This is a genomic window from Candidatus Nitrosopumilus sp., assembly GCF_965262695.1.
In the GTDB taxonomy this organism is placed as follows: Archaea; Thermoproteota; Nitrososphaeria; order Nitrososphaerales; family Nitrosopumilaceae; genus Nitrosopumilus.
Window position 1 is genome coordinate 712986 of the sequence record NZ_OZ253550.1, and the last position, 21061, is coordinate 734046.

Below are 21061 nucleotides of genomic sequence, written 5' to 3' on the forward strand. Positions count from 1 at the left end.
TCATTCATAGTATCAAATCACAAAAAATATCAAAAAAACAGAAACGTCCTAAAACTTGACTTTATTCATTCAATTTTTTTATTAAATAAAATGACTTAATTTAAGAGAAATTCTATAGCAGTCATGGTTGAATTTGACGAAGAGCGAGAAGAGGCCACTAACCAAGTACTAGATATTCTTGAAGAATGGGGAGCAGAGTCAAAATTCATCTGGTTTAGAGAACTACATAGAATTACAGATGTAGATAAAGGATTGTTAAGAAATATTCTCAATGAATTAAAAAAATCGAGAGAAATTAAAGAAATGCATGGAACAAACAATAGGATATTTTTCTGCATGAGAAAATATTACATCAAATGTAGAGATGTAGAATTTAGATTCAAAGGAAAAGAGATAATGCTTAGAGATGGAAGTAAGACAAAAATTATTGCAGGTGCAACAAAGGCAACAGAGCGCACTAGAAAGAGATTAGAAAAACAACGAAACAAACGTAGAGCAAAATCATTTACAAAAGCAAAAAACAAGAGACCTCACAAATCATAAAGAATCTTCTGCTTGTCTTCTTGCAAAATTAGATTCAGCACGTTTTAGTTTTGCAGATTCAGCCACATCTTCAGTCATATCATAGAGTTCGTGTAGTTGCATATCAGGATTAAGTACATCTTCTTTTTCATCTTCTAATGCTAATTCGATATTTGCCAGAATCTCAACATTTTCTTCTAAAATATCAAGGCATTTTTTTACAGATTCAGGAAGGTCATCATCCATGACATATTGTAATAGATAGTATAGTAAATGATTTTCTCTAAATTATAGAATAGAAGTCTTATTGTTTGGCTTTTTCTCTCAAGGCAGGCATTACATGACTGGCAAATTTGTCAATAGAGCCAAAGTAATTCTTACCCCAGAATCTAATTACAAAGTGATTAACACCTGCATCCATGAATCTTTCAAATGTCGGAATGATATCATCAGGAGTTCCAACGGCAGTTGAAGAACGTGCAACTGGTTCAGGGATCTTTGTTGCAGCTTCTCTCATCTTTACAATCCAATCTTGATTAGACATTGAATATTCTGTAAAGTATTTTCTAAAATCAAAGCCTTCGATTTCTTTTAGACCATGTACACGAAGAATTTCTGGTTTAAACAAACTTACCTTGACTGCTTCTTTCATTCTTGCCCAAGACTCTTCTGCATCTTCAGAAAAGTAGACATCAATGTCAAGTGCATATTGGAAATTATCTTTCTCTTCTTGAGTTCTATTGTTTTCATTCATGGATGTTTGAATTTGTTTTGCGTGATCTTCAAAGAGTTCAGGAGTATAACCAATTGGCAACCAACCATCACCAAGTTTACCTGTTAGTGCAAGTGTACGTTTACCACCAGATGCCATGTATGTTGGGGGACGTGGTTTTCTAATTGGCGGTGCTTGCAAACATGCACCTTCAAGTTTGTAATATTTTCCCTCATAATCTACAGTGTTATCAGGGGTTGATTCGTATAGTGTATGAATAGTTTCAATTTGTTCTTCCCATTTTGAAACTGGTTTTTCAAATGGAATACAAAATTCTTTTAGATTCTGAGCTTCACCTGCACCAATTCCGAGAATTGCTCTTCCCTTTGATACTCTATCAAGAGTGATTGCAGCAAGTGCAATGTTTGAAGGATGTCTTCTAATTGCATCAGTTACACAAGTTCCAAGTTCGACATTGTTTGTAACTGCAGCTATAGCTGAAAGCATAACCCATGGATCTAATACAATAGCATTTTTCCATTGTGGGACATTTGTGTGGTCCATATAGAAAATAGAGTCATATCCGGTTTTATCGGCAAGCATACATGCTGTTAAGATTTGGTCTTCAGTGTACCCGGCCCTTGCAACATTTAGGCCGTTTTGAATACCAAATTTGAGTTTCTTATCAGTCAAGTACATTTACGTCGAATCATTAGAATAAAAAGTTTAATCAAGCTGCCAATTTCGCAGTTTATCAAGAAAATAGAAAAAAGGTAAAAAATTTGTGAATTTTTTACAAATTGCCTGCTTTGATATCCTCAAGACATTTTACGACATCATCTTTTGATATTGGAATTGGGTTTGGATCCAAATGTCCTTTATCAGTCATTACGGTGTCAGCAGCTTCAGAAACATCGGCTTTGAGTTCTAATTTATCAAATCCTAGTTTATCCATTGCTTCTTTGAATCTGTCATAGAAGATTGATTTGTTATGTTTGTGAGCAACTGTGGTACAGGATGAAAGGGAGTAGCCATGAGGTACACCTTCATTTGAGAACACATAGGACAACGCATGTCCAAGGGTTGTAGAACAATTACCAAATCCCATACCAGATAACATTGAACCATAAGGATAGTTTTCTGGTTTGTCATTCATAATTGCATCATAGAGAATCTCAAATGCTTGTTTACACAGAGTTCTAGTCAAGTCATTACCAAGTTTGCTATCATAGCCCTCAGTAGCTTGAGCACATGCATCACAGACAGAATTTTTGATGACTTGTTCAGGAGTACCATCCATGAAATATGAATCGACTACTGCCATGTCAGCTAAGAATCTGTCTTCACGTAACAATTTCTTTTTTCCATCAAATTTGAGAACACAATAAGTTGTCATTTCAGCTCCAGTTCCAAAGGTTGTTGGAATTAAGATTTTTTCTTTTTTCATCTCAGGTGCAGCATATTTTACTACATCCATAGAACTTCCACCACCAAGTCCAATTAAGACAGATGGATCTTTGTCTTTGAATTGTGAAATAACAGCATTGACATCATCAATTGATGGTTCAGGTTTTACTTGGTCATACAGCATATAATCCTGAATTCCCATTCTTGCAATCCATTTGTCAGAAAGTTCTGGAGGAACTGTTGTGACAATTAATGCATTTTTAGGATATTCTGTTTCACCAAGTGCATTTTCTCCAAAGTTGATAACTTTTGGAATGCGTACTGTATGCATAGATCACCAGCATCATTGATTATTATTATATCTTGCATTATTGAGGTAGAGTATGATCATTCAAAATTTTGAAGAGTTGGCAACAACTGACAAGAAGAAAGAGTGTTTAGAGATTTTAGAGTCAGGTCTTAGCGCAGCAAATCCTGAAAATATAATTTCAAAGTATGTCACACCTGAAAAAATCAAAATTAATGGCAAAACTATCGATATTACAAAATATTCTAACATTTACTCGGTGGCATTTGGAAAAGCAGGAGATTCCATGACAAGAGCACTTAATGCAATAATTCCAGTAAAGAGTGGAATCATAGTAATTCCCAAGGGCTCAAAATCAATTATCAAAGGCAAGAAATTCCAGATTTTCAATTCCAGGCATCCTGAGCCTGATCAAACCAGCGTAAAAGCAGCAAAAGAAGTCATGAAATTTGTACAGAATAAAAAAAGTGATGAGCTAATAATTTTCCTAGTTTCTGGAGGGGGGTCATCACTTTTGGCCATGCCAAATGGAATAACACTAGATGACAAAATCTTTGTAACAAAATTATTACTAAAATCAGGAGCATCCATTCAAGAATTCAATTGTGTTAGAAAGCATCTCTCAAAAATCAAGGGAGGAAAACTAGTTGAAAACATGAAATGCCAAGGAGTAGGTTTGATAATGTCTGATGTCGAAGGAGATGACCTATCATCTATTGCATCAGGTACGACATACATGGATGACACAACATTTTCAGATGCATTAGAGATTTTAGAAAAATACAAACTAAAAAGAAAGACACCAATTGAAGTTCTGCAAGTTTTAGAGAAAGGGTTAGAAGATGAAAAGTTAGAAACCCCAAAAAAATACAAAATGGAAAACCAAGTAATAGCAAATAATGAAGATTGCCTAAAAGCAATGGAACAAGAAGCAAAAAAGAAAGGCTATAAAATTAAAACATTGCAAATTTTTGGAGACATTAAAGAGGCAGTAACAAAGATTCTTGAAAACATTTCAGAAGATCAGAAAACATGTTTGATCATTGGGGGAGAAACAACAGTCAAAGTTTTAGGAAAAGGAATGGGTGGAAGAAATCAAGAATTGGTTTTAAGACTTTTGAAAAATACTCAAAAATTCAAAAAAATAGTTATTGCATCAATGGGAACTGACGGAATTGATGGAAACTCTGTATTTGCAGGAGCAATTACTGAGAACACCAAAGTAGACCTAAACACAATGAAAGAGTTTCTAAAAAATAGCGATTCAGGGAGATTCTTTCAAAAGCAAAAAGGCAGTATCGTGACTGATTTTACGCATACAAATCTCATGGATATAGGCGTGATTTTGAGATAAATTGCAGATTTTCAATAACTGATCTTTTAATATCATAATGACGTATTTTATGCAGAATTACTTTGCTAGAAAAACAATTCAATCCAGATGTATTGTATAACAGAGTAGTTCATTTCTATATCGATAAAAAAGGATACTCAAAAGAAAAAGCAAATGAGATTGCGCAATCAGTGGTGCAAAAAGAATCTCAGAGAAGGATTTGTAAAAATGAGAAATGTAAGCATTTTTCACATGATCACATTAGAAATGCTGAAACTTGTTTGATGACAGAATGTAACTGTCAGGAATTTATCAAGTAAAATCATCTAAAGAATTTTCAAGTAATGGCTGCGCACTAATTCCAAGTTTTTTCTTCAAGTGTTCTGCAAATTCTTCAACGAATCCATGTATCGTGTAAACTTGTTCTGCACCAGATTGTATCACCATATCAACTAATTCATTAAAATCACAATGATCACTCATTGGAATAGAGTAATCAGTTCTCCTTCCAAAAGAAAATTTTGTTGACTGGGCCCATCCACTAAATCCAATTGTCACTGCACCATATTTTAATTTCATTTCTTGAACGAATTTGTTTTTACTTGACATCATAGGAGCGACCATTATCCAAGGTTTCTTATCCAACAATCCATTTTTTTGAGCCTCAGAATGACCAATACCATCTTTTAATTCAACACCAAATTTCTGATGAAGAGTATTCATTTCCCTTACAGAATCATGAAAATATAGAGGCCCCCAATGTCCAAAAAGCTGAGTTATGGTTTGTGCCTTTCCTAATTGATACCCCATCAAAATAACAGGTATACCTTTGCCGTACAATTCTGAAATCAGTTCATTTACTTGTTTTTGAATTTCATCCATTTTTGGAAAAACAAATTCAGGCAAGCCAAATGTGCATTCAGTAATCAGTGTCTTGCATTTTGGAATCTTTGCACCTTGAAGAAATCCCCTATTTCGAGTACAGATATCGCCAGTATAGAAAATATCATCAAAGAGAAGCCCCTTTGCTCCAAGAATATGACCACTGTCAATTAGAGAAAAATCAGCATGAGATTCAATATGGTTTTCCATCTTGAATCCACGTAGATTAGCAATTTCATTAGTTTCAATTGAAGATAAAATCGTCCCACCATTTTTTGAAGGAAGATGATCAGCATGAGCATGCGAAACAAAATTGATTCCGGTAGCATCAGCATTTTTTGGATCTAAACAAACCCGACTATCATTTACCTCACACAGGATACCATTTTTTGTCATCCTGACTTTTCTAGGCAATGAGATTCATGAAAATAAGATTTGATATAAATTGCAGGTTTGATCTACTATTGACTAGTTGCTAAATCTTGGAATTTTAATCTCAGGTCGCGGGAGCAACATGGAATCCATCCTAAAGTCAATTAAGAAAAAAAAGATATCAATCAACCCAGCAGTAGTTATTTCAAACAAACCAGATGCAAAGGGTCTAAAAATTGCACAAAAACTTGGAGTCAATATCGAAGTTGTTGAAAGCAAGGGATTCAAAGGGAGTAGAGCAGAATACGATAAGAAAATCATTACGGTTCTAACAAAATACGGAGTAACTCCAAGAAAAGGACTGGTGTGTTTGGCAGGATTCATGAGAATCATCAGTCCAGAATTTGTAAAAAAATACAAGAACAGAATAATCAATATTCACCCAGCATTATTACCATCATTTCCAGGTCTTGACGCACAAAAACAGGCATTAGAATATGGTGCAAAATACTCTGGCTGCACAGTGCACTTTGTAGATACAGGGATGGATACAGGGCCAGTGATAATTCAATCAGTAGTCAAAGTAAAAGAAAATGATACTGAAAAATCACTATCAAAAAGAATTCTAAAAGAAGAACACAGAATTTATCCCGAAGCAGTTAATCTATTTGCAAGAAAAAAGATCAAAGTTTCAGGTCGCAGAACAATAATCAGTTAGGAATCAGGGCCACCAAAAAAATACAAAACTTTTAGATCCTTTGTGTTACCATGAAAATAATGCTCAACGTCTTTTGCAACAAAAAATAGTTTATCTTTTGAAACCTTGTAATCCTTGTCTTTTATTTTCAAAAATCCATCACCAGATAGAACATAATAGACTTCATCACTTTCATGAGGTGTTTGAGTATCTTCTTCCCCAGGTTGAAGAACTAGAACTCCAGCAGCCAAGCTGTCTCGATTAATAAAAGTATGAAAATAATCACTACTGTTTTTGATTTTTTCTAGATATGTAGTTAAATCAAATTCTAGTTTCAATTTATTCAGCAGCTACTGTGTATGTTTTTCTTTGAGGAGGTTCACTCATGTAAGAATGTCCTTGTGGATGTAGTTTTTCATGTTCAGGACTGTTATGCATTTTGATAAAAGTCTCTTTGCTTTCATGTTCTACAACAATTCTATAACTGCCATCAGCAGATTTTAGAAATTTTCTAGATATGAATCCAGGAAAGTTTGCTAAAACTTTGTTTGATTCTGAAAACCAACTTTTGAAGTCATCCTCAGCACCATCTTTGAGTTGAACGTCTGCTATCATTACAAACATGATCTGACTAGATAAAGTGACATTAAATTTCTTTTCTAAGATTTCAAAAGAAGAATTCCAAGAATTAAATATCTACAAATCAAAAACATATCATGGCAGGAACCAAGATTGACGGTAAGATAATTGCACAATCAGTCAAGGACAGGGTAAAAAAAGCAGTAGAAGAGTTGAAGACTCAAGGAATCAATCCGTGCCTGGCAACAGTTCTTGTAGGAGACAATCCAGCCTCAGCCACCTATGTGAGAAACAAGCACAAGGCATGTGAAGAGGTTGGAATTACTACAAAAGATCATAAACTTGATGCAAATACAACTCAAGCCCAACTCAACGAAATTGTTGAAAATTTGAATAATGACAATTCAGTTCACGGCATTCTTGTTCAGTTACCATTACCTGAACAACTAGATGAATTTACCACAACATCAAGAATTTCTCCATTAAAAGATGTAGATGGATTAACACCTCACAATGCAGGCCTGTTAGCAATGAAAAAAGCCGCACTAGTTGCATGTACACCATCAGGAGTAATGGAGATGTTTGATTATCATGGAATAGAATTGGGAGGGAAAAATGTTGTATTAATCAACAGAAGCAATCTTGTAGGAAAACCACTTTATCATTTGTTGCTAGACAAAAATGCAACAGTCATCACATGTCATTCTAGAACTAAAAATCTAACAGAATTATGTAAATCAGCAGATATTGTCATTACAGCAGTAGGAGACAGAAACAAATTCACATTAACTTCAGATATGATTCAAGAAGGTGCAATAGTAATTGATGTTGCAATATCACGATTCCAAGAAAAATTAGTCGGGGATGCAGATTTTGAAGATATTATTCAAAAAGCATCTTTTGCAACACCAGTTCCAGGAGGAGTGGGTCCAATGACAGTTGCAATGCTTTTAAAAAATACAATAACTGCAGCATCATTGAGTAGTCAAATTGGAAGATAATTCTGAGAAAAAATCATTACGAAATCTTCTTTTAGAAAAAAGAGATGGAACGTCATTTGATTTGATGAAAATTGCCAGTGAAAAAATCAACAAGAAATTAAAAAAAATCAGAGTGTTCAGAGAAGCACAAAAAATTGGTGTATACTATCCAATTGGAAGTGAGATACTAACCCAAGATATCATTCAGGAATTACTAAGTAATGGAAAGCAAGTATTTTTGCCAAGAGTGTCAGGAGAACATATGGATTTTAAGAAAATAAGTAATTTTTCGAGCCTAGAAAGTGGTAGTTTTGACATTATGGAGCCAAAAATAGAATGTGAAACTGAAAATGATTTGGATGTAATTTTAGTACCAACTGTAGGCATTACCCCAAAAGGAATCAGGCTAGGATACGGTCATGGGTTTTATGACAAATTTTTAGCAAATCACAAAACGACAACAATTTCTTTAACTCTAGAAAAACAAGTTGTAAAAAATATTCCAAAATCAGATCATGACATTCTAATTGATTGGGTTGTTACTGAAGATAGAGTTATAGAAACTCAGAGATAGGCAAGACCTTTTTTGCCAATATCTTTTCTACAAAACTTGTGGGGCCAAGAGATTTTTTCAGATGCAGTATAGGCATTTGCAATTGCAGACTCTAAAGTATCACCTAATGCAGTTACTCCCAATACACGTCCTCCATTTGAAAGAACTTTTCCATCAACATGTTTTGTTCCAGCATGAAAAACATATGCATTATCAGGTATCAAATCAAATCCAACAATCTCTTCGTTTTTTGGATAAGATTCAGGATATCCTTCTGAAGCTAAAACAACACATACAGAGTATTGATCCTTCCAAGAGATTTGGGGCATGGAAGATAAGTCACCATTTGCACTTGCAACAAAATAATCATACAAATCAAAATCCATTCTCATTGTGATTGGTTGACATTCAGGATCACCCATCCTAACATTGTATTCTAAAACATACGGTTCATTGTCTTTTAGCATGATTCCAGCATAAAGAAATCCTTTGAATGTAATTCCTTCATTTTTCATTGATTGGATTGTTTTATCAATAATTTTTTCTTGAATTTTTTTTGCCAGATTTTCATCAATTATCGGAGTAGGAGAATATGCACCCATTCCGCCAGTATTTGGACCCTTATCATCATCATAGATTCGCTTATGATCTTGGCTGGATGCCATTGGAATCGCAATATTTCCGTCAGAAAGTGCGATGTATGAGGCTTCAATGCCATCAATTCTCTCCTCTATGATGATTCTATTTCCAGCATCGCCAAATGTTTTTTTTATCAAAATCGTTTGAATTGCAGAAATTGCCTCATCAGAACTATTACAAACAATTACGCCCTTTCCAGCAGCCAACCCATCTGCTTTGACTACAACATTGTAATCAAGCGACTTGACATAATCTTGAGCTTTTTCTGCATCATCAAATATTTCAAATCTAGCAGTAGGTATGTCGTTTCTTTTCATGAAGTTTTTTGCCCAGATTTTACTTGACTCAAGTTGTGCTGCGTCTTTTGCAGGACCAAAAATTTTAAGATTTTTTTGATTGAATTTATCTACAATTCCTGCAGCTAAAGGAGCTTCAGGTCCAACTACTGTAAAACAATTATTTTTTTGAGCAAAATCTGCGAGACCATCTAAATCATCAACATCAATTGAGACATTGTTTTTTGTTCCTCCATTTCCAGGAGCAGTAAATACAGTATCAACTTTGGCGCTTTGAGATAATTTCCATGACAGAGCATGTTCTCTTCCTCCAGAACCAATCACCAGTACATTTACCAACACAAATTATTTTTTGCTCAATTATATAATCCAAGTCTCATAAAACCAATTTAGCTTTATAATGCCACAGATCTACCAAAAGCCAGATGGAACTTTCCACAAAATTTGATGCAAAAGCAATAGAATCAGAAATTAAAGAATATGTAAAATCAATTGGTTTAGAAAAACAGATTTTTGCATCAGACAAGCCTGAAAAAATAAGATTCATTGAAGGTCCCCCAACAATGAACGGAATTCCTCATGCGGGTCATCTTAGAGGTAGAGTCATCAAAGATTTGTGGTATAGATACAACACACTTCAAGGAAAAAAAATTGAATTTAATGGAGGATGGGATACTCAAGGACTACCTGTAGAATTACAAGTGGAAAAAGAGTTAGGAGTAACAGGTGGAAAGACAGAGGCCATCAAACAATTTGGTGTTGAGCGAATTGTATCAGAATGCAAAAAAGTTGTTGAGAAATACAACAAGACATGGGTTAAAGTAGATGAATTACTTGGAATGTCATTTAATCATGAGAAAGCATATTGGACTTTTAGAGATGAATTTATTGAAAGAGAATGGCAAGTGCTAAAAAAAGCACATGAGAATGGAATTTTAGAAGAAGACTTTACAGTTATCGCATATTGTCCTAGCTGCCAGACATCACTTAGCCATGCAGAAGTTAACCAAGGATATGAAGAAGTAAAGGATCCATCGTTGTACTACAAAGTCAAACTAGTAGATGAAGATACATTTTTGATTGTATGGACTACAATGCCATTTACACTAGTTACTGATGCAATGGTCGGATTACAACCAGAAGAAGATTATGTTTATGTCAAAGTAGAAAATGAAACATGGGTTGTTGGAAAAACAAGATTAGAGGAATTTATGACAGAAGTAAAGATTGAAGATTATAAAATCGAGAAAACTGTCAAAGGTTCAGAATTTGAAGGAAAAAAATACATCCACCCATTATTGGATTTGATTCCAGAGTTAAATGAATGCTCTAAAGCAGATAATTTTCATGTAGCAGTATCAGAATCATTTGTAGATGCAAGTACGGGTAGTGGTCTTGTACATCTATCTCCTGCAAACGGTGAGGAAGATATCAAAATTGCCAATAAGAGAAAAGTCAAGGTTTTCAGTCCCATAAATGATGAAGTAAAATTCACTTCTCAGGCAGGAAAATATCAAGGAATGTTTGTCAGAGATGCAGACAGACCAATTGTTGAAGATCTAAAGGAATGCAACGCTCTTGTAAAAATTGGAAAAATCAAACACAAATATCCACTTTGCTGGAGATCACACCATCCAATTGTATGGCTTGCAAGAAAGGGTTGGTTTTACAAATTAGACAGACTAGATAACAAAGCAATTGATGCAGCTGAAAGTGTAGAGTATTATTTTGAACAACCAAAAAACAGATTCTTAGGAATTATCAAAGAAAGACATCCTTGGTGTATTTCTAGGGAAAGAATTTGGGGATGTCCATTACCAGTATGGACATGCGAAGAATGTAGTGAAAGGAATTGGTTTTTCACAAGAAAAGAGATTGTCGAATCAGCAGACAACCTTCCTGATGGTCCAGATTTTGAACTGCATAGACCATGGATTGACAACATTACAATAAAATGCAAAAAGTGTGGCAGTACAAAAACAAAGAGAGAAGAATATGTTTTAGATACTTGGCACAACAGTGGCTCTGCACCATATTCATCATTAACAGATGAAGAATATTCAAATGAAATTCCAGCACCGTTCTTTACTGAAGGAATTGATCAGACCAGAGGATGGGCATACACATTACTTATTGAAAATGTAATATTAAACAACGGTCCAACTCCACCATACAAGTCATTTTTGTTCCAAGGACATGTACTTGATGAAAAAGGAGGTAAGATGAGCAAGAGTAAAGGCAATGTTTTGGAAGGAATAGAGTTACTAGAAAAATATCCTGCAGATTTGATCAGATTTTATTTCATGTGGAAAGCAAGTCCAATTGAACCACTGAGTTTCAGCACAGAGGAATTGATGTCAAGACCATACCAGGTAATCAACACACTATTCAATTTGCATTTGTACTTTAAACAAAATAGTCAATATGACAATTTTGAGAAATCAAACACGGTAGAATGGGCAAAACAAAAGAATTTGCTAACATCGCCAGACATTTGGCTTTTATCAAAACTCCAAAAATTAATTCTAAAAATCACAGACCGCAATGATTCATGTAAGTTTCATGAAGGTGCAAAAGCAATTGATGACTTTATCATCAACAATCTAAGTCAAATCTACATCCCAATAACAAGAGGAGAGTTATGGGATGAAGATGAAGAGAAAAAAGAAAGACGGCTGGCAATTTATGCAGTATTAGGGGAAGTTCTCAAGACATTAGATATTTTGATTCACCCATTTTGTCCATTTACTAGTGAGCATCTGTATCAAACAGTTTTTGATGGAAAACAAAGCATATTGCTTGACAAATGGCCCGAATCGCAAGAATCCCTTGTCAATGAAGAAATTGAAGAATCATTTGACATAATGAAAGATGTGGTGTCTATTTCATCAGCTGCAAGAATGAAAGGAAAGCTGAAAAGAAGATGGCCATTAAATGAAGCAAAGATTTGTGTTAAGAAAGGACTAAAGGCAAAACTGGAATCATTATCAGAATTACTTCAATCTCAATTAAACGTGGAAAAATTCAGTGTAGTTGAAACAGAAAAAGAATCAGGATTAGAACAAATTTTAGAATTAAAACAATTAGGGTTGCCTGCAAAGGCAGTCATTGAGTTGGAGCGAAAAAGAATAGGACCAAAAGCAAAACAACACATGGGAAAACTAGTGGCAAAATTTTCTGAAACAAATCCTGAAGAGATAGTTTCATCTTTACAAAATAATTCAAAGTTTGATTTTGACATTGATGGTGAAACAATTTCATTAGATAATGAAGATTTTATTGTAGACTTTGATGCAGATGAAGATTTTGCAGTGTCAAAAAGAGATGATTATGTAGTGTTTATCTCAACATCAAGAAACAAAGAGATGATGGCAAAAGGTTTGATCAAAGATATTGCAAGAAGATTACAAACTTTAAGAAAAGAAAGAGGATACAATCCAACTGATGTATTAGGAGTGGCATCAATTCTGGACTTGGATGAAGAGTCACTTGAAATGATTAAGGAAAAGGCAGATGATTTGGCTTTCTTGGTAAGGGTAAAACAAGTAAACTTTACAGAATCATGTAAAGAATACAAAGATGATGATATTGACGGACAAAAAATCCGAATTTCAGTTGAATAGTTTCTTGAAAAATCTTAGTGCAGTGCAGACTCACTTTTTATAAATTAAAAATGAAAAAATTCATCATATTCCAGAAGAGAATGGCCTCTAGGTCCCCAACCAGTATTTTCTCCCATCTCTTCTGAGAATTAATTTTTAGATTCATGTAATATTTTTATTACAATCATAACAGACATAGGGAAATGTCCGAATCAAAGGCACCAAACGTTGTTGGAATTAATGTTCTAAAACAAAACGGTCTTGATGTGGATGAATTGGTAAAAGAGCTGATAAAAAATGCAGCAGTAGAATTTACAGCATACTACTATTTTACCAATCTCAGAGCACATTGTACAGGCATGGAAGGAGAAGGACTAAAAGGAATTATTGAAGATGCAAGACTAGAAGACCTAAGTCATTTTGAGTCATGTATTGAAAGAATATACCAATTAGGAGGATCACTTCCAAATGACGCAACTGAATTTATCAAAATTTCAGGTTGTGAGTTTTTACAACTTCCAGCAAATCCAACAGACCATAAAGCAATTCTAGAGAAATGCCTAAAAGCAGAACAAGGAGCAATTGTCAACTGGGATAAAATTTGCAAGATGACATTAGGCAAAGATCCTGCAACATATGATATTGCAAAAGATATTCTAGCTGAGGAGATCGAACATGAGTCTTGGTTCTTAGAGTTAATCTACGGAAGACCATCAGGACACATGAGAAGAAAATATGCTGGTGAAAGACCACACACCAGAAAACACTCTAGAGCATTAGATATGGCATAAATGCCAAATCACTTTCTTTCTTTATTCATAAAATATTGATTTTATTGACGACAAATAGTGAAGAGGAGTTGTTTTATCACGGTTAAATAGAAAAATCACGTATTGATAGTATGGTAAAGCAGATTAGTCTTGATGCATGGCAGATTCAACATTTAGCAGACTTGCTTGAAAAAGGCTCAAAAATTGTTGAAAAAACTAATCGTCCCATTGTACTTTACAGACAAACTCTTGAAGAAGAAGAGGAATCTTATGAAGAGATTGTATGTACACTTACCAAAGGATATGTAATTGAGCAGATGGTGACATCAGGAGGGATCCTAGTTCCAAGTTTTCATCAACAGTTTGTATTTACCATTGAAGAGTATCCTCAGGAATTATTGAGAAAAAGCAAAGATCGCTTTTTAGAAATGATTGATTTTCTTGATGAACAGTTAAGATAACGTCATAATTAATAAAGACCGTAAAATTCAAGATTTTTGCATGCAATTACTAGAATTTCAGGCTAAAGAGCTATTTCGAGAATACGGTATCAATTTGCTAGACAGTATTTCATCAACAAACATTGAAGATGGAAGAAAGCATGCAAAAGAATTAGGATATCCATTTGTGATTAAAATTCAGGTTCCAGTAGGAGGAAGAGGTAAAGCAGGAGGAATCCAAAAATGCCAAAATGATGACGAATTTGAGATAAAATATCCCCAAGTTATGGACTTGACAATAAAAGGCGAAAAAGCAAGGGCAATTCTTCTTGAAAAAATGGCAGACATCAAAAAAGAGTTGTATCTTTCAATATTTTTGAATCGTTCAAAGAGATGTTACACAATTATCGCATCAGATGAAGGCGGTGTTGAAATTGAATCAGTAAAAAATCAAATTATCAAAGAGATTGGGTTAGGTGAAGTTTCAGATGAACTTGCAAAAGAAGTTGCAAAGGAAATGGGACTGGAAGGAAAACACGCCGAAGGTGTTGTAGATACTTTGAAAAAATTATCAAAACTTACAATTGAAAAAGAAGCAGAGTTAGTAGAAATTAATCCACTTGCAGTTATGCAAGACGATACAATAATGGCACTAGATGGAAAATTTGTTACAGATGACAACAGTAATTTCAGACATCCAGAATTAGAAAAATATCAAGAAAAAACAGCAATTGAAGAACAAGCTGAGAAGAGCGGATTTTCATTGGTAGAACTAGACGGCGATATTGCAGTTGTTGGAAACGGTGCAGGGTTAGTAATGTCAACATTAGACATGTTATCGGATAATGGGGGAAAACCAGCATGTTTCTTAGATGTTGGTGGCGGTGCAACAACTGAATCAGTGTATGAGGCATTGACTTTGATTAGCAAATTAGATAGAGTAAAAGGAATTCTAGTAAACCTCTATGGAGGAATTGTAAAAACAACAGTAGTAGCTGAAGCATTTCTTAAAGCATATGAGGATAATGTAATTGACTTGCCAGTATTTTCAAGACTAAAGGGAACAGAATCAGAAAAAGCAACAGAGATGCTGCAAGGTTCTAGAACCAAAATTTTTGGAACAGTTGAAGAAGCAATTAATGCAGCAGTAATGGGAGTGAAAAGTTGACAGATATTTTTGGACTACTCAAAGGAAATCCAGGAGATTCAGATTACGAGAAAAAAGGAGTAATTGTTCAAGGGATTACTGGATCATATGGTTCACTTCATGCAAGAAACATGATTGCATATGGAACAAATGTTGTAGCAGGAGTTACTCCTGGAAAAGGGGGTCAAAAGTTTGAAGACAAGGTTCCAGTTTACAACACAATGCAAGAAGCAGTAGATGCAACTAATGCTAAAATTTCAATAGTTTTTGTTCCAGCAAAATTCTTCCTAAGTGCTGCAAAAGATGCATTGGAGGCAGGAATCAAATTACTAGTTGCAATTCCAGAACACGTTCCAATCAGAGATACAATGGAAGCATTAGAACTTGCTAAACAAAAAGGGGCAGTGATTATTGGTCCTAACACACCAGGAATAATGATTCCAGAATTGATTAAAATCGGAATCATGCCACCAATGCCTTTCAAAGCAGGGAAGATTGCAGTATTATCAAAAAGTGGAACACTACTTTATGAAATTTCAGATGCATTAACTAATGCAGGATTTGGTCAATCAATTACAATCGGTATTGGAGGAGATCCAGTTAATGGAACAAGATTAATCGATGCATTTGACATGGTAAAAGACATTCCAGATTTGGAAGGAATGGTAGTTGTAGGAGAAATTGGAGGAGACTCTGAAGAAATGTTAGCTCAAAGAATAATTGATTCAGGATTTAACAAACCAACTGTTGCATACATTGCAGGAAGAGCAGCTCCTAAAGAAAAGAGGATGGGGCATGCAGGTGCAATAGTCATGGGAACATATGGCTCAGCAGAATCCAAAGTTTCAATGTTTAACAAAGCAAACATCCCAGTAGCAAAAAGACCTGCAGAAGTACCAGTTTTGCTAGCAGGAAAGATGGAAAAATCCGATTAGATTAAAAGAGAGAGATTTAGGAGAGAATCAAATGCCAATCACAGACCCAGAAAAGAAACGAATTGCACAGCAAGCTAGACTTGTTATGAGAATTTGTTTTAATTGTGGATGTAGAAATGATATTGGTGCTACTAGATGCAGAAAATGCAGAAACCCATACTTGAGATTAAAGAACAGAAATCTCGGCGTAAAGAAATAGAATTAAAAATTCATCAATCTTTGTCGATAATCAACAATTGCAGATTTTATATCAGAATTGTATCTCATTACAAACGATTTGGCCAAATCAGGATGTTCCAACTCTTCTAGAGAGATCTGCAGATCATCAGGCAATTGTTCATTCATCTGAAAGAGAATCTTTGCAGCATCAACATACTGTCCAAGATTTTCAGCATATTCAAATGCCAACCTCATCCGGTCAATTAATGCATCAAATTCCTGTAAAGACATGATAAGATTTTCAAAAATTAGTACTAAAGGCGTTGGTAATTACAAAATATCCAGAATCTAAAGACAAAAAAACTCGTAGTTATATAATTTTGTTGGACCGGTCGTCTAGTTTGGTTTGGATGACGCACTCACACTGCGTAAGGGAATAAAATTCTCCGCAAAGGTCGTGGGTTCAAATCCCATCCGGTCCACTTATTTTAATAAAAATAAAATTAAGATAATTTTTCAATTATCTCGTTGACTTTTGTAGCAAGTTCTTGTTCAATTGGATTTAATGCAATCCCTTTGAAAGATAGTTGTGGTCCACCCTTATACAGAGCTAATTCTATTTTTTCCATAAGAATATCAGATGAAGATAAGATTTAAGTAATTATGAAAATAATATATTAATTAATAGATAGTATCATATTATAAGAAGATTTAACTATCAGGATAAGTAAGGAGTCACAAATTGAAACAAAATGAAATATTTTCAGGAGTAAAAAATGGTTGAAGGTTATGCCCAAATAGTGATAACAGTTGTAATTGTAGGAATTGGTTTAGCTTTACAATATGGATTACGATATCTGAGAGCAGATGCAGATAAACAACCAACAAGAAAAGAAATTGGAATTGCATTAATTACAGGCAGTTTCAGTGGAGCAGCTTTAGTATTACCACAAATGTCATCATTAGCATGGGATCCTCAAAATCCATCAGAATTTGCTCTTTTGGTATTGATGATGGTAGGTACTGTGGCAGGAATTGATTCAATTACACGAAAATTGGCAACACCAAACAAAACTAACTAGAAATTAACTGAAACTTTTGACAATATATCAAAATAACAAGTTAAAATTAGACAAAATATCAAAAAATTCATGAAAGCAAGATTCCCTGGAAAATGTGTAGAGTGTGGAGAAGCAATCAAAGCAGGAAAAGAGATTCTCAAAAATTCTAAAGAACAATGGGTTCATGCAGCATGTTCAGATTTAGAAGATGAATTACCATAAAATGATTAAATTTGCAATAAATCTTTTAAACAACTTGTAAAAAAGCTAGTCAAATGAAGACAAAATCAAGTATCTTTCTAGCAATTATTGCATCATTTGCAGTTCTGATGTTCCCATCAGATGTAATTGCGGAGAATACAGAAACTACAACAATCACTCCAATTAATGAAGAGATTAGTCTACAAAAAACAGTCACAACAATGATTGTCCCAGAAGACAATACGCTGCCATGGGGATTTGTTACAGGTAGTCCCTCAGAATATGTAGAGAGACATCCAGTAATCATTCAATTCTTTGATGAAGCAGATGATTTGGTACATGTTGCCCAAGTAGATGTCAAAGGAGATGGTTCTTACGAATACAAGTTTAGAGTAACTAGTATTGATGAAAATGGAAGTATGGAAAAAGCCTTTGAAGGCGAATATACTGTAATGATATACAGAGTCATTCCTAATACAAATCAACTAGTCTAAACACTCTTTATTTTTCACAGAATTCATATACTATTCAAGAAAATGCTAGCTAGAAAATGAGTAAAAATTTTTGGCACGATATAGAATCAGGAGCAGATATTCCTGAAATCATCAATGTGGTAGTAGAGATTCCCAAAGGTTCTATGAACAAATACGAATATGATAAAAAACACAACATGATAAAACTGGACAGGGTTTTATTTTCACCATTTCATTATCCAGGAGATTACGGACTAGTTCCTCAAACACTTTCTGAGGATGGGGATCCATTAGATGCACTAGTGCTTGTCACAAACCCAACATACCCAGGAATTTTGATTGAAGCAAGACCAATTGGATTACTTCAAATGAAAGATGCAGGAGATTTGGATGACAAAATTATTTGTGTTTCAACAAATGATCCTAGATATTTACACACTACAGACATTTCAGACATTGAAGACCACTATCGTTCTGAAATTGCACACTTTTTCCAAGTGTACAAAGACTTGGAAGGAAAAAAAGTAGAGATACTAGGATGGCAATCAGCAAAAGAAGCAAAGAGCATCATTGTTGAATCAATTAAAAGATACAAGAATACTTTGAAGAAATTTTAAGATGACAAAAGAGTGTAACCATTTTTTAGAAGAAAAAGAAGGAATAACATCAAATACAAAAAGCTGTGAAGAATGTGAAAAAGAACAACTACCAGTTGTTGCAATAAGGATGTGTTTAACATGCGGACATGTGGGATGTTGTGATTCATCTATTGGAAAACATGCAACAAAGCATTTTGAAGAGACAGGTCATCCAGTAATGAAAGCAATTCCAGGAGACATTTGGAAGTGGTGTTATCACCATAAGGAATACTATTAATTTTCAAAATATTAGAAATCTATAGACAATTGAACAAAGAAAAACTTCACTGGACTTTTTGGGTAGGCATAGGATTTCTAATAGCAGGAGGAATCAGCTGGGCAATTTTACTTGCGGGGGAAGGTCCGCCAAGTTTTGTTGAAGAGACAATTACATACAGTTACGGCTGGGTAATTTTTGGCATAATTCTGATCATCTATTCTACAATTAAAAAAATTGCAAAATCTAAAGAACCTGAACGTTAGTGTATTCATTTTTTAATAGTTAGAAAATTACGATAGTAGATGTCTCAATATCAATTAGGAATGTGGGATCTTTCAGAATTAGTAAAGAATCCAAAAAGCCAAGCATTTCAAAAACAAATTCAAGAATTAGAAAATCATGCTAAAAAATTTGAAAAAATTAAATCAAAATTAGACCCAGAAATGTCATCAAAAAAATTTATGGAAATACTAACACAAGTAGAAGAAATTTCTGAAAAAATGAGTAAAATTGGCGGATATGCGTCCCTTTCATATTCTTCAGACACTCAATCAGATGAAGCAACATCATTAATGACTAGAATGTCAAAACTAGGTTCAGACATTTCAAACAAGATACTATTTTTTGATTTATGGTGGAAAACTCAAGTTGATGAAAAAAATGCAAAGAGGTTGATTAAAGATGCAGGAGAGCTTTCAGAATATCTTGCACACAAAAGGTTAATTGCAAAATATTCACTTAGCGAACCTGAAGAGAGAATTATTAACACATTAGATGTTACAGGAATTTCTGCACTTGTAAAATTGTATGATAAGATAACTAATGTATTTGAATATCAAATGAAAATTGGAAACAAAACAAAAAAGATGACAAGAGAAGAATTGACAAATTATGTTAGAGATACAAATCCAAAAGTTCGTGAAACAGCTTACAAAACAATTCTTGGAAAATATAATGAAAACAAAGGAGTTGTGGGAGAAATTTATCAAAATATTGTACTTAACTGGAAAGATGAAGGAATCGATATTCGAGGCTATAAAACACCAATTTCAATGAGAAACATTGGAAATGATGTAGATGATAAAACTATAGAATCATTACTACTAGTTTGTAAAAAAAATGCTCCAGTGTTTCAGAAATTCTTTGTGCAAAAAGCAAAGATGCTGAAAATGAAAAAGCTTAGAAGATATGATATCTACGCACCTGCTGCTGCAAACATTAAAGAAAAAAATTATTCATACAATAAATCTGTAAAATTAGTTTTCGAATCACTTGGAAAATTTAGCAATACATTAGAAGATTTTGCAAGAAAGGTATTCAATGAAAACCACATAGATTCTTCAGTAAGGCAAGGGAAAAGAGACGGAGCATTTTGTAGTACGCTGACACCAAAAATTACTCCATATGTATTGGTCAATTTTACAGGAAAATCAAGAGACGTATTTACACTAGCACATGAGTTGGGTCATGCCGTTCACAGTCAAGCTGCACAAGATAGATCAATTCTAGTCCAAGATGCACCATTACCTTTAGCTGAAACAGCATCGACATTTTCAGAATTATTGCTTTATGATAATATTTCAGATAAAATTTCAGATGACGAAAAGAAGATCATGTTATCTGAAAAGATTGATGACTTGTATGCAACAATCCTAAGACAATCATTTTTTACAATTTTTGAAGTTGATGCACATAAGCAAATTGGCAAAGGAACAACTATAGATGAAATTTCAAAAACATATCTACAAAATTTGAAACAGCAATTTGGGAAATCAGTTGATGTTACAGATGACTTTGCAATAGAATGGAGTTGCATCCCACATTTTTACCACACACCGTTTTACTGCTATGCATATTCATTTGGGAATCTGCTTGCATTATCATTATTCCAAAGATACAAAAAAGAAGGTCAAGACTTTGTTCCAGCATACATCGATATTCTTGCAGCAGGGGGTTCAAAAAAACCTGAAAAACTCCTGCAAGAACATGGGTTAGATATTCAATCTACCAAGTTTTGGCAAGAAGGCTTTGATTATGTTAATGGGCAAGTAAAAGCACTCTCATCACTAAACTAGATTTTTAATAAATGGGGCTGACAGTCCAACGCAAGGACTGCCAGCTTGTTCCCCGAACGGT

At 34.2% G+C, this 21061-nt stretch carries 28 protein-coding genes and 1 tRNA gene; 20 read left to right on the plus strand and 9 right to left on the minus strand.

Annotated elements, in window-relative coordinates; genetic code table 11:
• Positions 1-123 precede the first annotated feature (123 nt).
• A complete protein-coding gene (locus tag ACQY2P_RS04335) occupies positions 124-543 on the plus strand; it encodes a hypothetical protein (protein WP_428327167.1) in 420 nt (139 codons plus the stop codon).
• On the opposite strand, the gene ACQY2P_RS04340 is transcribed toward ACQY2P_RS04335, so the two are convergent.
• The 3 genes from ACQY2P_RS04340 to ACQY2P_RS04350 form a co-directional block, all read right to left on the minus strand.
• Entirely contained in the window at positions 538-768 is a 231-nt protein-coding gene (locus ACQY2P_RS04340) for a hypothetical protein (RefSeq protein WP_428327168.1), read from the minus strand. The genes ACQY2P_RS04335 and ACQY2P_RS04340 overlap by 6 nt on opposite strands.
• Positions 769-826: 58 nt before the next feature.
• Positions 827-1933, minus strand: a complete 1107-nt coding sequence (locus tag ACQY2P_RS04345; protein WP_428327169.1) for an LLM class flavin-dependent oxidoreductase — start codon at positions 1931-1933, stop codon at positions 827-829.
• A 94-nt stretch (positions 1934-2027) separates the two neighbouring features.
• Positions 2028-2972, minus strand: coding sequence for an iron-containing alcohol dehydrogenase (locus tag ACQY2P_RS04350; protein WP_428327170.1), 945 nt, complete (start codon positions 2970-2972; stop codon positions 2028-2030).
• Positions 2973-3024: 52 nt separating this feature from the next.
• Here ACQY2P_RS04350 and ACQY2P_RS04355 point away from each other — a divergent pair, with 52 nt between their 5' ends.
• Together ACQY2P_RS04355 and ACQY2P_RS04360 are read left to right on the plus strand one after the other, a co-directional pair.
• The gene (locus ACQY2P_RS04355; RefSeq protein WP_428327171.1) at positions 3025-4302 is read left to right on the plus strand and encodes a glycerate kinase type-2 family protein; all 1278 of its coding nucleotides are present in this window, start codon (positions 3025-3027) and stop codon (positions 4300-4302) included.
• Between the two features lie 62 nt (positions 4303-4364).
• Positions 4365-4601: a hypothetical protein gene (locus tag ACQY2P_RS04360; RefSeq protein ID WP_428327172.1), complete on the plus strand. Its 237-nt coding sequence runs from the start codon at positions 4365-4367 to the stop codon at positions 4599-4601.
• Here ACQY2P_RS04360 and ACQY2P_RS04365 read toward each other — a convergent pair.
• On the minus strand, positions 4594-5559 hold the full coding sequence (locus ACQY2P_RS04365) for an exonuclease (protein WP_428327173.1): 966 nt from the start codon (positions 5557-5559) through the stop codon (positions 4594-4596). The two genes, ACQY2P_RS04360 and ACQY2P_RS04365, sit on opposite strands and share 8 nt — an antisense overlap.
• A gap of 118 nt (positions 5560-5677) precedes the next feature.
• Here ACQY2P_RS04365 and purN point away from each other — a divergent pair, with 118 nt between their 5' ends.
• The gene (purN, locus tag ACQY2P_RS04370; RefSeq protein WP_428327174.1) at positions 5678-6253 is read left to right on the plus strand and encodes a phosphoribosylglycinamide formyltransferase; all 576 of its coding nucleotides are present in this window, start codon (positions 5678-5680) and stop codon (positions 6251-6253) included.
• Here purN and ACQY2P_RS04375 read toward each other — a convergent pair.
• Positions 6250-6570, minus strand: a complete 321-nt coding sequence (locus tag ACQY2P_RS04375) for a cupin domain-containing protein (protein ID WP_428327175.1) — start codon at positions 6568-6570, stop codon at positions 6250-6252. The genes purN and ACQY2P_RS04375 overlap by 4 nt on opposite strands.
• A 1-nt stretch (position 6571) precedes the next feature.
• Positions 6572-6856: an antibiotic biosynthesis monooxygenase family protein gene (locus ACQY2P_RS04380; RefSeq protein ID WP_012215499.1), complete on the minus strand. Its 285-nt coding sequence runs from the start codon at positions 6854-6856 to the stop codon at positions 6572-6574.
• 92 nt (positions 6857-6948) lie between these two features.
• Between ACQY2P_RS04380 and ACQY2P_RS04385 the strand changes: the two genes are divergently transcribed.
• Both ACQY2P_RS04385 and ACQY2P_RS04390 read left to right on the plus strand, forming a co-directional pair.
• A complete protein-coding gene (locus tag ACQY2P_RS04385; RefSeq protein WP_428327176.1) occupies positions 6949-7812 on the plus strand; it encodes a bifunctional 5,10-methylenetetrahydrofolate dehydrogenase/5,10-methenyltetrahydrofolate cyclohydrolase in 864 nt (287 codons plus the stop codon).
• Complete coding sequence (locus tag ACQY2P_RS04390; RefSeq protein WP_428327177.1) at positions 7802-8365, plus strand: 5-formyltetrahydrofolate cyclo-ligase; 564 nt, start codon at positions 7802-7804, stop codon at positions 8363-8365. Before ACQY2P_RS04385 ends, ACQY2P_RS04390 begins: the two co-directional genes overlap by 11 nt.
• Here the strand turns inward: ACQY2P_RS04390 and purD are convergent.
• The gene (gene purD, locus ACQY2P_RS04395) at positions 8356-9618 is read right to left on the minus strand and encodes a phosphoribosylamine--glycine ligase (protein WP_428327178.1); all 1263 of its coding nucleotides are present in this window, start codon (positions 9616-9618) and stop codon (positions 8356-8358) included. The genes ACQY2P_RS04390 and purD overlap by 10 nt on opposite strands.
• 86 nt (positions 9619-9704) lie before the next feature.
• Here purD and ileS point away from each other — a divergent pair, with 86 nt between their 5' ends.
• The 6 genes from ileS (at position 9705) to ACQY2P_RS04425 (ending at position 16372) form a co-directional block, all read left to right on the plus strand.
• A complete protein-coding gene (gene ileS, locus ACQY2P_RS04400; protein ID WP_428327179.1) occupies positions 9705-12902 on the plus strand; it encodes an isoleucine--tRNA ligase in 3198 nt (1065 codons plus the stop codon).
• Positions 12903-13084: 182 nt separating this feature from the next.
• Entirely contained in the window at positions 13085-13672 is a 588-nt protein-coding gene (gene dps, locus ACQY2P_RS04405; protein ID WP_428327180.1) for a DNA protection during starvation protein, read from the plus strand.
• 110 nt (positions 13673-13782) lie between these two features.
• The gene (locus ACQY2P_RS04410; RefSeq protein ID WP_141978020.1) at positions 13783-14112 is read left to right on the plus strand and encodes a hypothetical protein; all 330 of its coding nucleotides are present in this window, start codon (positions 13783-13785) and stop codon (positions 14110-14112) included.
• Between the two features lie 40 nt (positions 14113-14152).
• Positions 14153-15259 carry a succinate--CoA ligase subunit beta gene (locus tag ACQY2P_RS04415; protein WP_428327181.1) on the plus strand — a complete coding sequence of 369 codons (1107 nt, stop codon included), beginning with the start codon at positions 14153-14155 and terminating at the stop codon, positions 15257-15259.
• Positions 15256-16173 carry a succinate--CoA ligase subunit alpha gene (locus ACQY2P_RS04420; protein ID WP_428327182.1) on the plus strand — a complete coding sequence of 306 codons (918 nt, stop codon included), beginning with the start codon at positions 15256-15258 and terminating at the stop codon, positions 16171-16173. The genes ACQY2P_RS04415 and ACQY2P_RS04420 overlap by 4 nt, the downstream gene beginning before the upstream one ends.
• A gap of 31 nt (positions 16174-16204) precedes the next feature.
• Positions 16205-16372, plus strand: coding sequence for a 50S ribosomal protein L40e (locus tag ACQY2P_RS04425; RefSeq protein ID WP_428327183.1), 168 nt, complete (start codon positions 16205-16207; stop codon positions 16370-16372).
• Between the two features lie 2 nt (positions 16373-16374).
• Here ACQY2P_RS04425 and ACQY2P_RS04430 read toward each other — a convergent pair whose 3' ends face one another.
• A complete protein-coding gene (locus ACQY2P_RS04430; RefSeq protein ID WP_428327184.1) occupies positions 16375-16623 on the minus strand; it encodes a hypothetical protein in 249 nt (82 codons plus the stop codon).
• A gap of 94 nt (positions 16624-16717) precedes the next feature.
• On the opposite strand from ACQY2P_RS04430, the gene ACQY2P_RS04435 reads away from it, so the two are divergent.
• Positions 16718-16814, plus strand: a tRNA-Val gene (locus tag ACQY2P_RS04435).
• Between the two features lie 21 nt (positions 16815-16835).
• On the opposite strand, the gene ACQY2P_RS04440 is transcribed toward ACQY2P_RS04435, so the two are convergent.
• The gene (locus ACQY2P_RS04440; protein WP_428327185.1) at positions 16836-16961 is read right to left on the minus strand and encodes a hypothetical protein; all 126 of its coding nucleotides are present in this window, start codon (positions 16959-16961) and stop codon (positions 16836-16838) included.
• 147 nt (positions 16962-17108) lie between these two features.
• Between ACQY2P_RS04440 and ACQY2P_RS04445 the strand changes: the two genes are divergently transcribed.
• From ACQY2P_RS04445 to ACQY2P_RS04475, 7 genes are all read left to right on the plus strand, one after another.
• Positions 17109-17414, plus strand: coding sequence for a hypothetical protein (locus ACQY2P_RS04445; protein ID WP_428327186.1), 306 nt, complete (start codon positions 17109-17111; stop codon positions 17412-17414).
• A 69-nt stretch (positions 17415-17483) separates the two neighbouring features.
• Positions 17484-17615 (plus strand): hypothetical protein, encoded by a 132-nt coding sequence (locus tag ACQY2P_RS04450; protein WP_428327187.1) that lies wholly within the window; start codon positions 17484-17486, stop codon positions 17613-17615.
• Positions 17616-17668: 53 nt separating this feature from the next.
• Positions 17669-18088: a hypothetical protein gene (locus ACQY2P_RS04455; protein ID WP_428327188.1), complete on the plus strand. Its 420-nt coding sequence runs from the start codon at positions 17669-17671 to the stop codon at positions 18086-18088.
• A 56-nt stretch (positions 18089-18144) separates the two neighbouring features.
• Positions 18145-18684 carry an inorganic diphosphatase gene (locus ACQY2P_RS04460; protein ID WP_012215558.1) on the plus strand — a complete coding sequence of 180 codons (540 nt, stop codon included), beginning with the start codon at positions 18145-18147 and terminating at the stop codon, positions 18682-18684.
• Between the two features lies 1 nt (position 18685).
• The gene (locus tag ACQY2P_RS04465; protein WP_428327189.1) at positions 18686-18943 is read left to right on the plus strand and encodes a UBP-type zinc finger domain-containing protein; all 258 of its coding nucleotides are present in this window, start codon (positions 18686-18688) and stop codon (positions 18941-18943) included.
• A gap of 29 nt (positions 18944-18972) precedes the next feature.
• On the plus strand, positions 18973-19188 hold the full coding sequence (locus tag ACQY2P_RS04470) for a hypothetical protein (RefSeq protein ID WP_428327190.1): 216 nt from the start codon (positions 18973-18975) through the stop codon (positions 19186-19188).
• Between the two features lie 39 nt (positions 19189-19227).
• Entirely contained in the window at positions 19228-21000 is a 1773-nt protein-coding gene (locus ACQY2P_RS04475; RefSeq protein WP_428327191.1) for a M3 family oligoendopeptidase, read from the plus strand.
• Positions 21001-21061 lie beyond the last annotated feature (61 nt).

What these genes read in the sequence shown, in the direction of transcription:
- ACQY2P_RS04340 (WP_428327168.1), bottom strand. Translation starts at nt 768, where the DNA reads ATGGATGATGACCTTCCTGAATCTGTAAAAAAATGCCTTGATATTTTA.
- ACQY2P_RS04335 (WP_428327167.1), top strand. Translation starts at nt 124, where the DNA reads ATGGTTGAATTTGACGAAGAGCGAGAAGAGGCCACTAACCAAGTACTA.
- ACQY2P_RS04415 (WP_428327181.1), top strand. Translation starts at nt 14,153, where the DNA reads ATGCAATTACTAGAATTTCAGGCTAAAGAGCTATTTCGAGAATACGGT.
- ACQY2P_RS04385 (WP_428327176.1), top strand. Translation starts at nt 6,949, where the DNA reads ATGGCAGGAACCAAGATTGACGGTAAGATAATTGCACAATCAGTCAAG.
- ACQY2P_RS04445 (WP_428327186.1), top strand. Translation starts at nt 17,109, where the DNA reads ATGGTTGAAGGTTATGCCCAAATAGTGATAACAGTTGTAATTGTAGGA.
- ACQY2P_RS04425 (WP_428327183.1), top strand. Translation starts at nt 16,205, where the DNA reads ATGCCAATCACAGACCCAGAAAAGAAACGAATTGCACAGCAAGCTAGA.
- ACQY2P_RS04410 (WP_141978020.1), top strand. Translation starts at nt 13,783, where the DNA reads ATGGTAAAGCAGATTAGTCTTGATGCATGGCAGATTCAACATTTAGCA.
- ACQY2P_RS04350 (WP_428327170.1), bottom strand. Translation starts at nt 2,972, where the DNA reads ATGCATACAGTACGCATTCCAAAAGTTATCAACTTTGGAGAAAATGCA.
- ACQY2P_RS04380 (WP_012215499.1), bottom strand. Translation starts at nt 6,856, where the DNA reads ATGTTTGTAATGATAGCAGACGTTCAACTCAAAGATGGTGCTGAGGAT.
- dps (WP_428327180.1), top strand. Translation starts at nt 13,085, where the DNA reads ATGTCCGAATCAAAGGCACCAAACGTTGTTGGAATTAATGTTCTAAAA.
- ACQY2P_RS04475 (WP_428327191.1), top strand. Translation starts at nt 19,228, where the DNA reads ATGTCTCAATATCAATTAGGAATGTGGGATCTTTCAGAATTAGTAAAG.
- ACQY2P_RS04430 (WP_428327184.1), bottom strand. Translation starts at nt 16,623, where the DNA reads ATGTCTTTACAGGAATTTGATGCATTAATTGACCGGATGAGGTTGGCA.
- purN (WP_428327174.1), top strand. Translation starts at nt 5,678, where the DNA reads ATGGAATCCATCCTAAAGTCAATTAAGAAAAAAAAGATATCAATCAAC.
- ACQY2P_RS04365 (WP_428327173.1), bottom strand. Translation starts at nt 5,559, where the DNA reads ATGACAAAAAATGGTATCCTGTGTGAGGTAAATGATAGTCGGGTTTGT.
- ACQY2P_RS04460 (WP_012215558.1), top strand. Translation starts at nt 18,145, where the DNA reads ATGAGTAAAAATTTTTGGCACGATATAGAATCAGGAGCAGATATTCCT.
- ACQY2P_RS04355 (WP_428327171.1), top strand. Translation starts at nt 3,025, where the DNA reads ATGATCATTCAAAATTTTGAAGAGTTGGCAACAACTGACAAGAAGAAA.
- ACQY2P_RS04450 (WP_428327187.1), top strand. Translation starts at nt 17,484, where the DNA reads ATGAAAGCAAGATTCCCTGGAAAATGTGTAGAGTGTGGAGAAGCAATC.
- ACQY2P_RS04345 (WP_428327169.1), bottom strand. Translation starts at nt 1,933, where the DNA reads ATGTACTTGACTGATAAGAAACTCAAATTTGGTATTCAAAACGGCCTA.
- ACQY2P_RS04465 (WP_428327189.1), top strand. Translation starts at nt 18,686, where the DNA reads ATGACAAAAGAGTGTAACCATTTTTTAGAAGAAAAAGAAGGAATAACA.
- ACQY2P_RS04440 (WP_428327185.1), bottom strand. Translation starts at nt 16,961, where the DNA reads ATGGAAAAAATAGAATTAGCTCTGTATAAGGGTGGACCACAACTATCT.
- ACQY2P_RS04455 (WP_428327188.1), top strand. Translation starts at nt 17,669, where the DNA reads ATGAAGACAAAATCAAGTATCTTTCTAGCAATTATTGCATCATTTGCA.
- ileS (WP_428327179.1), top strand. Translation starts at nt 9,705, where the DNA reads ATGGAACTTTCCACAAAATTTGATGCAAAAGCAATAGAATCAGAAATT.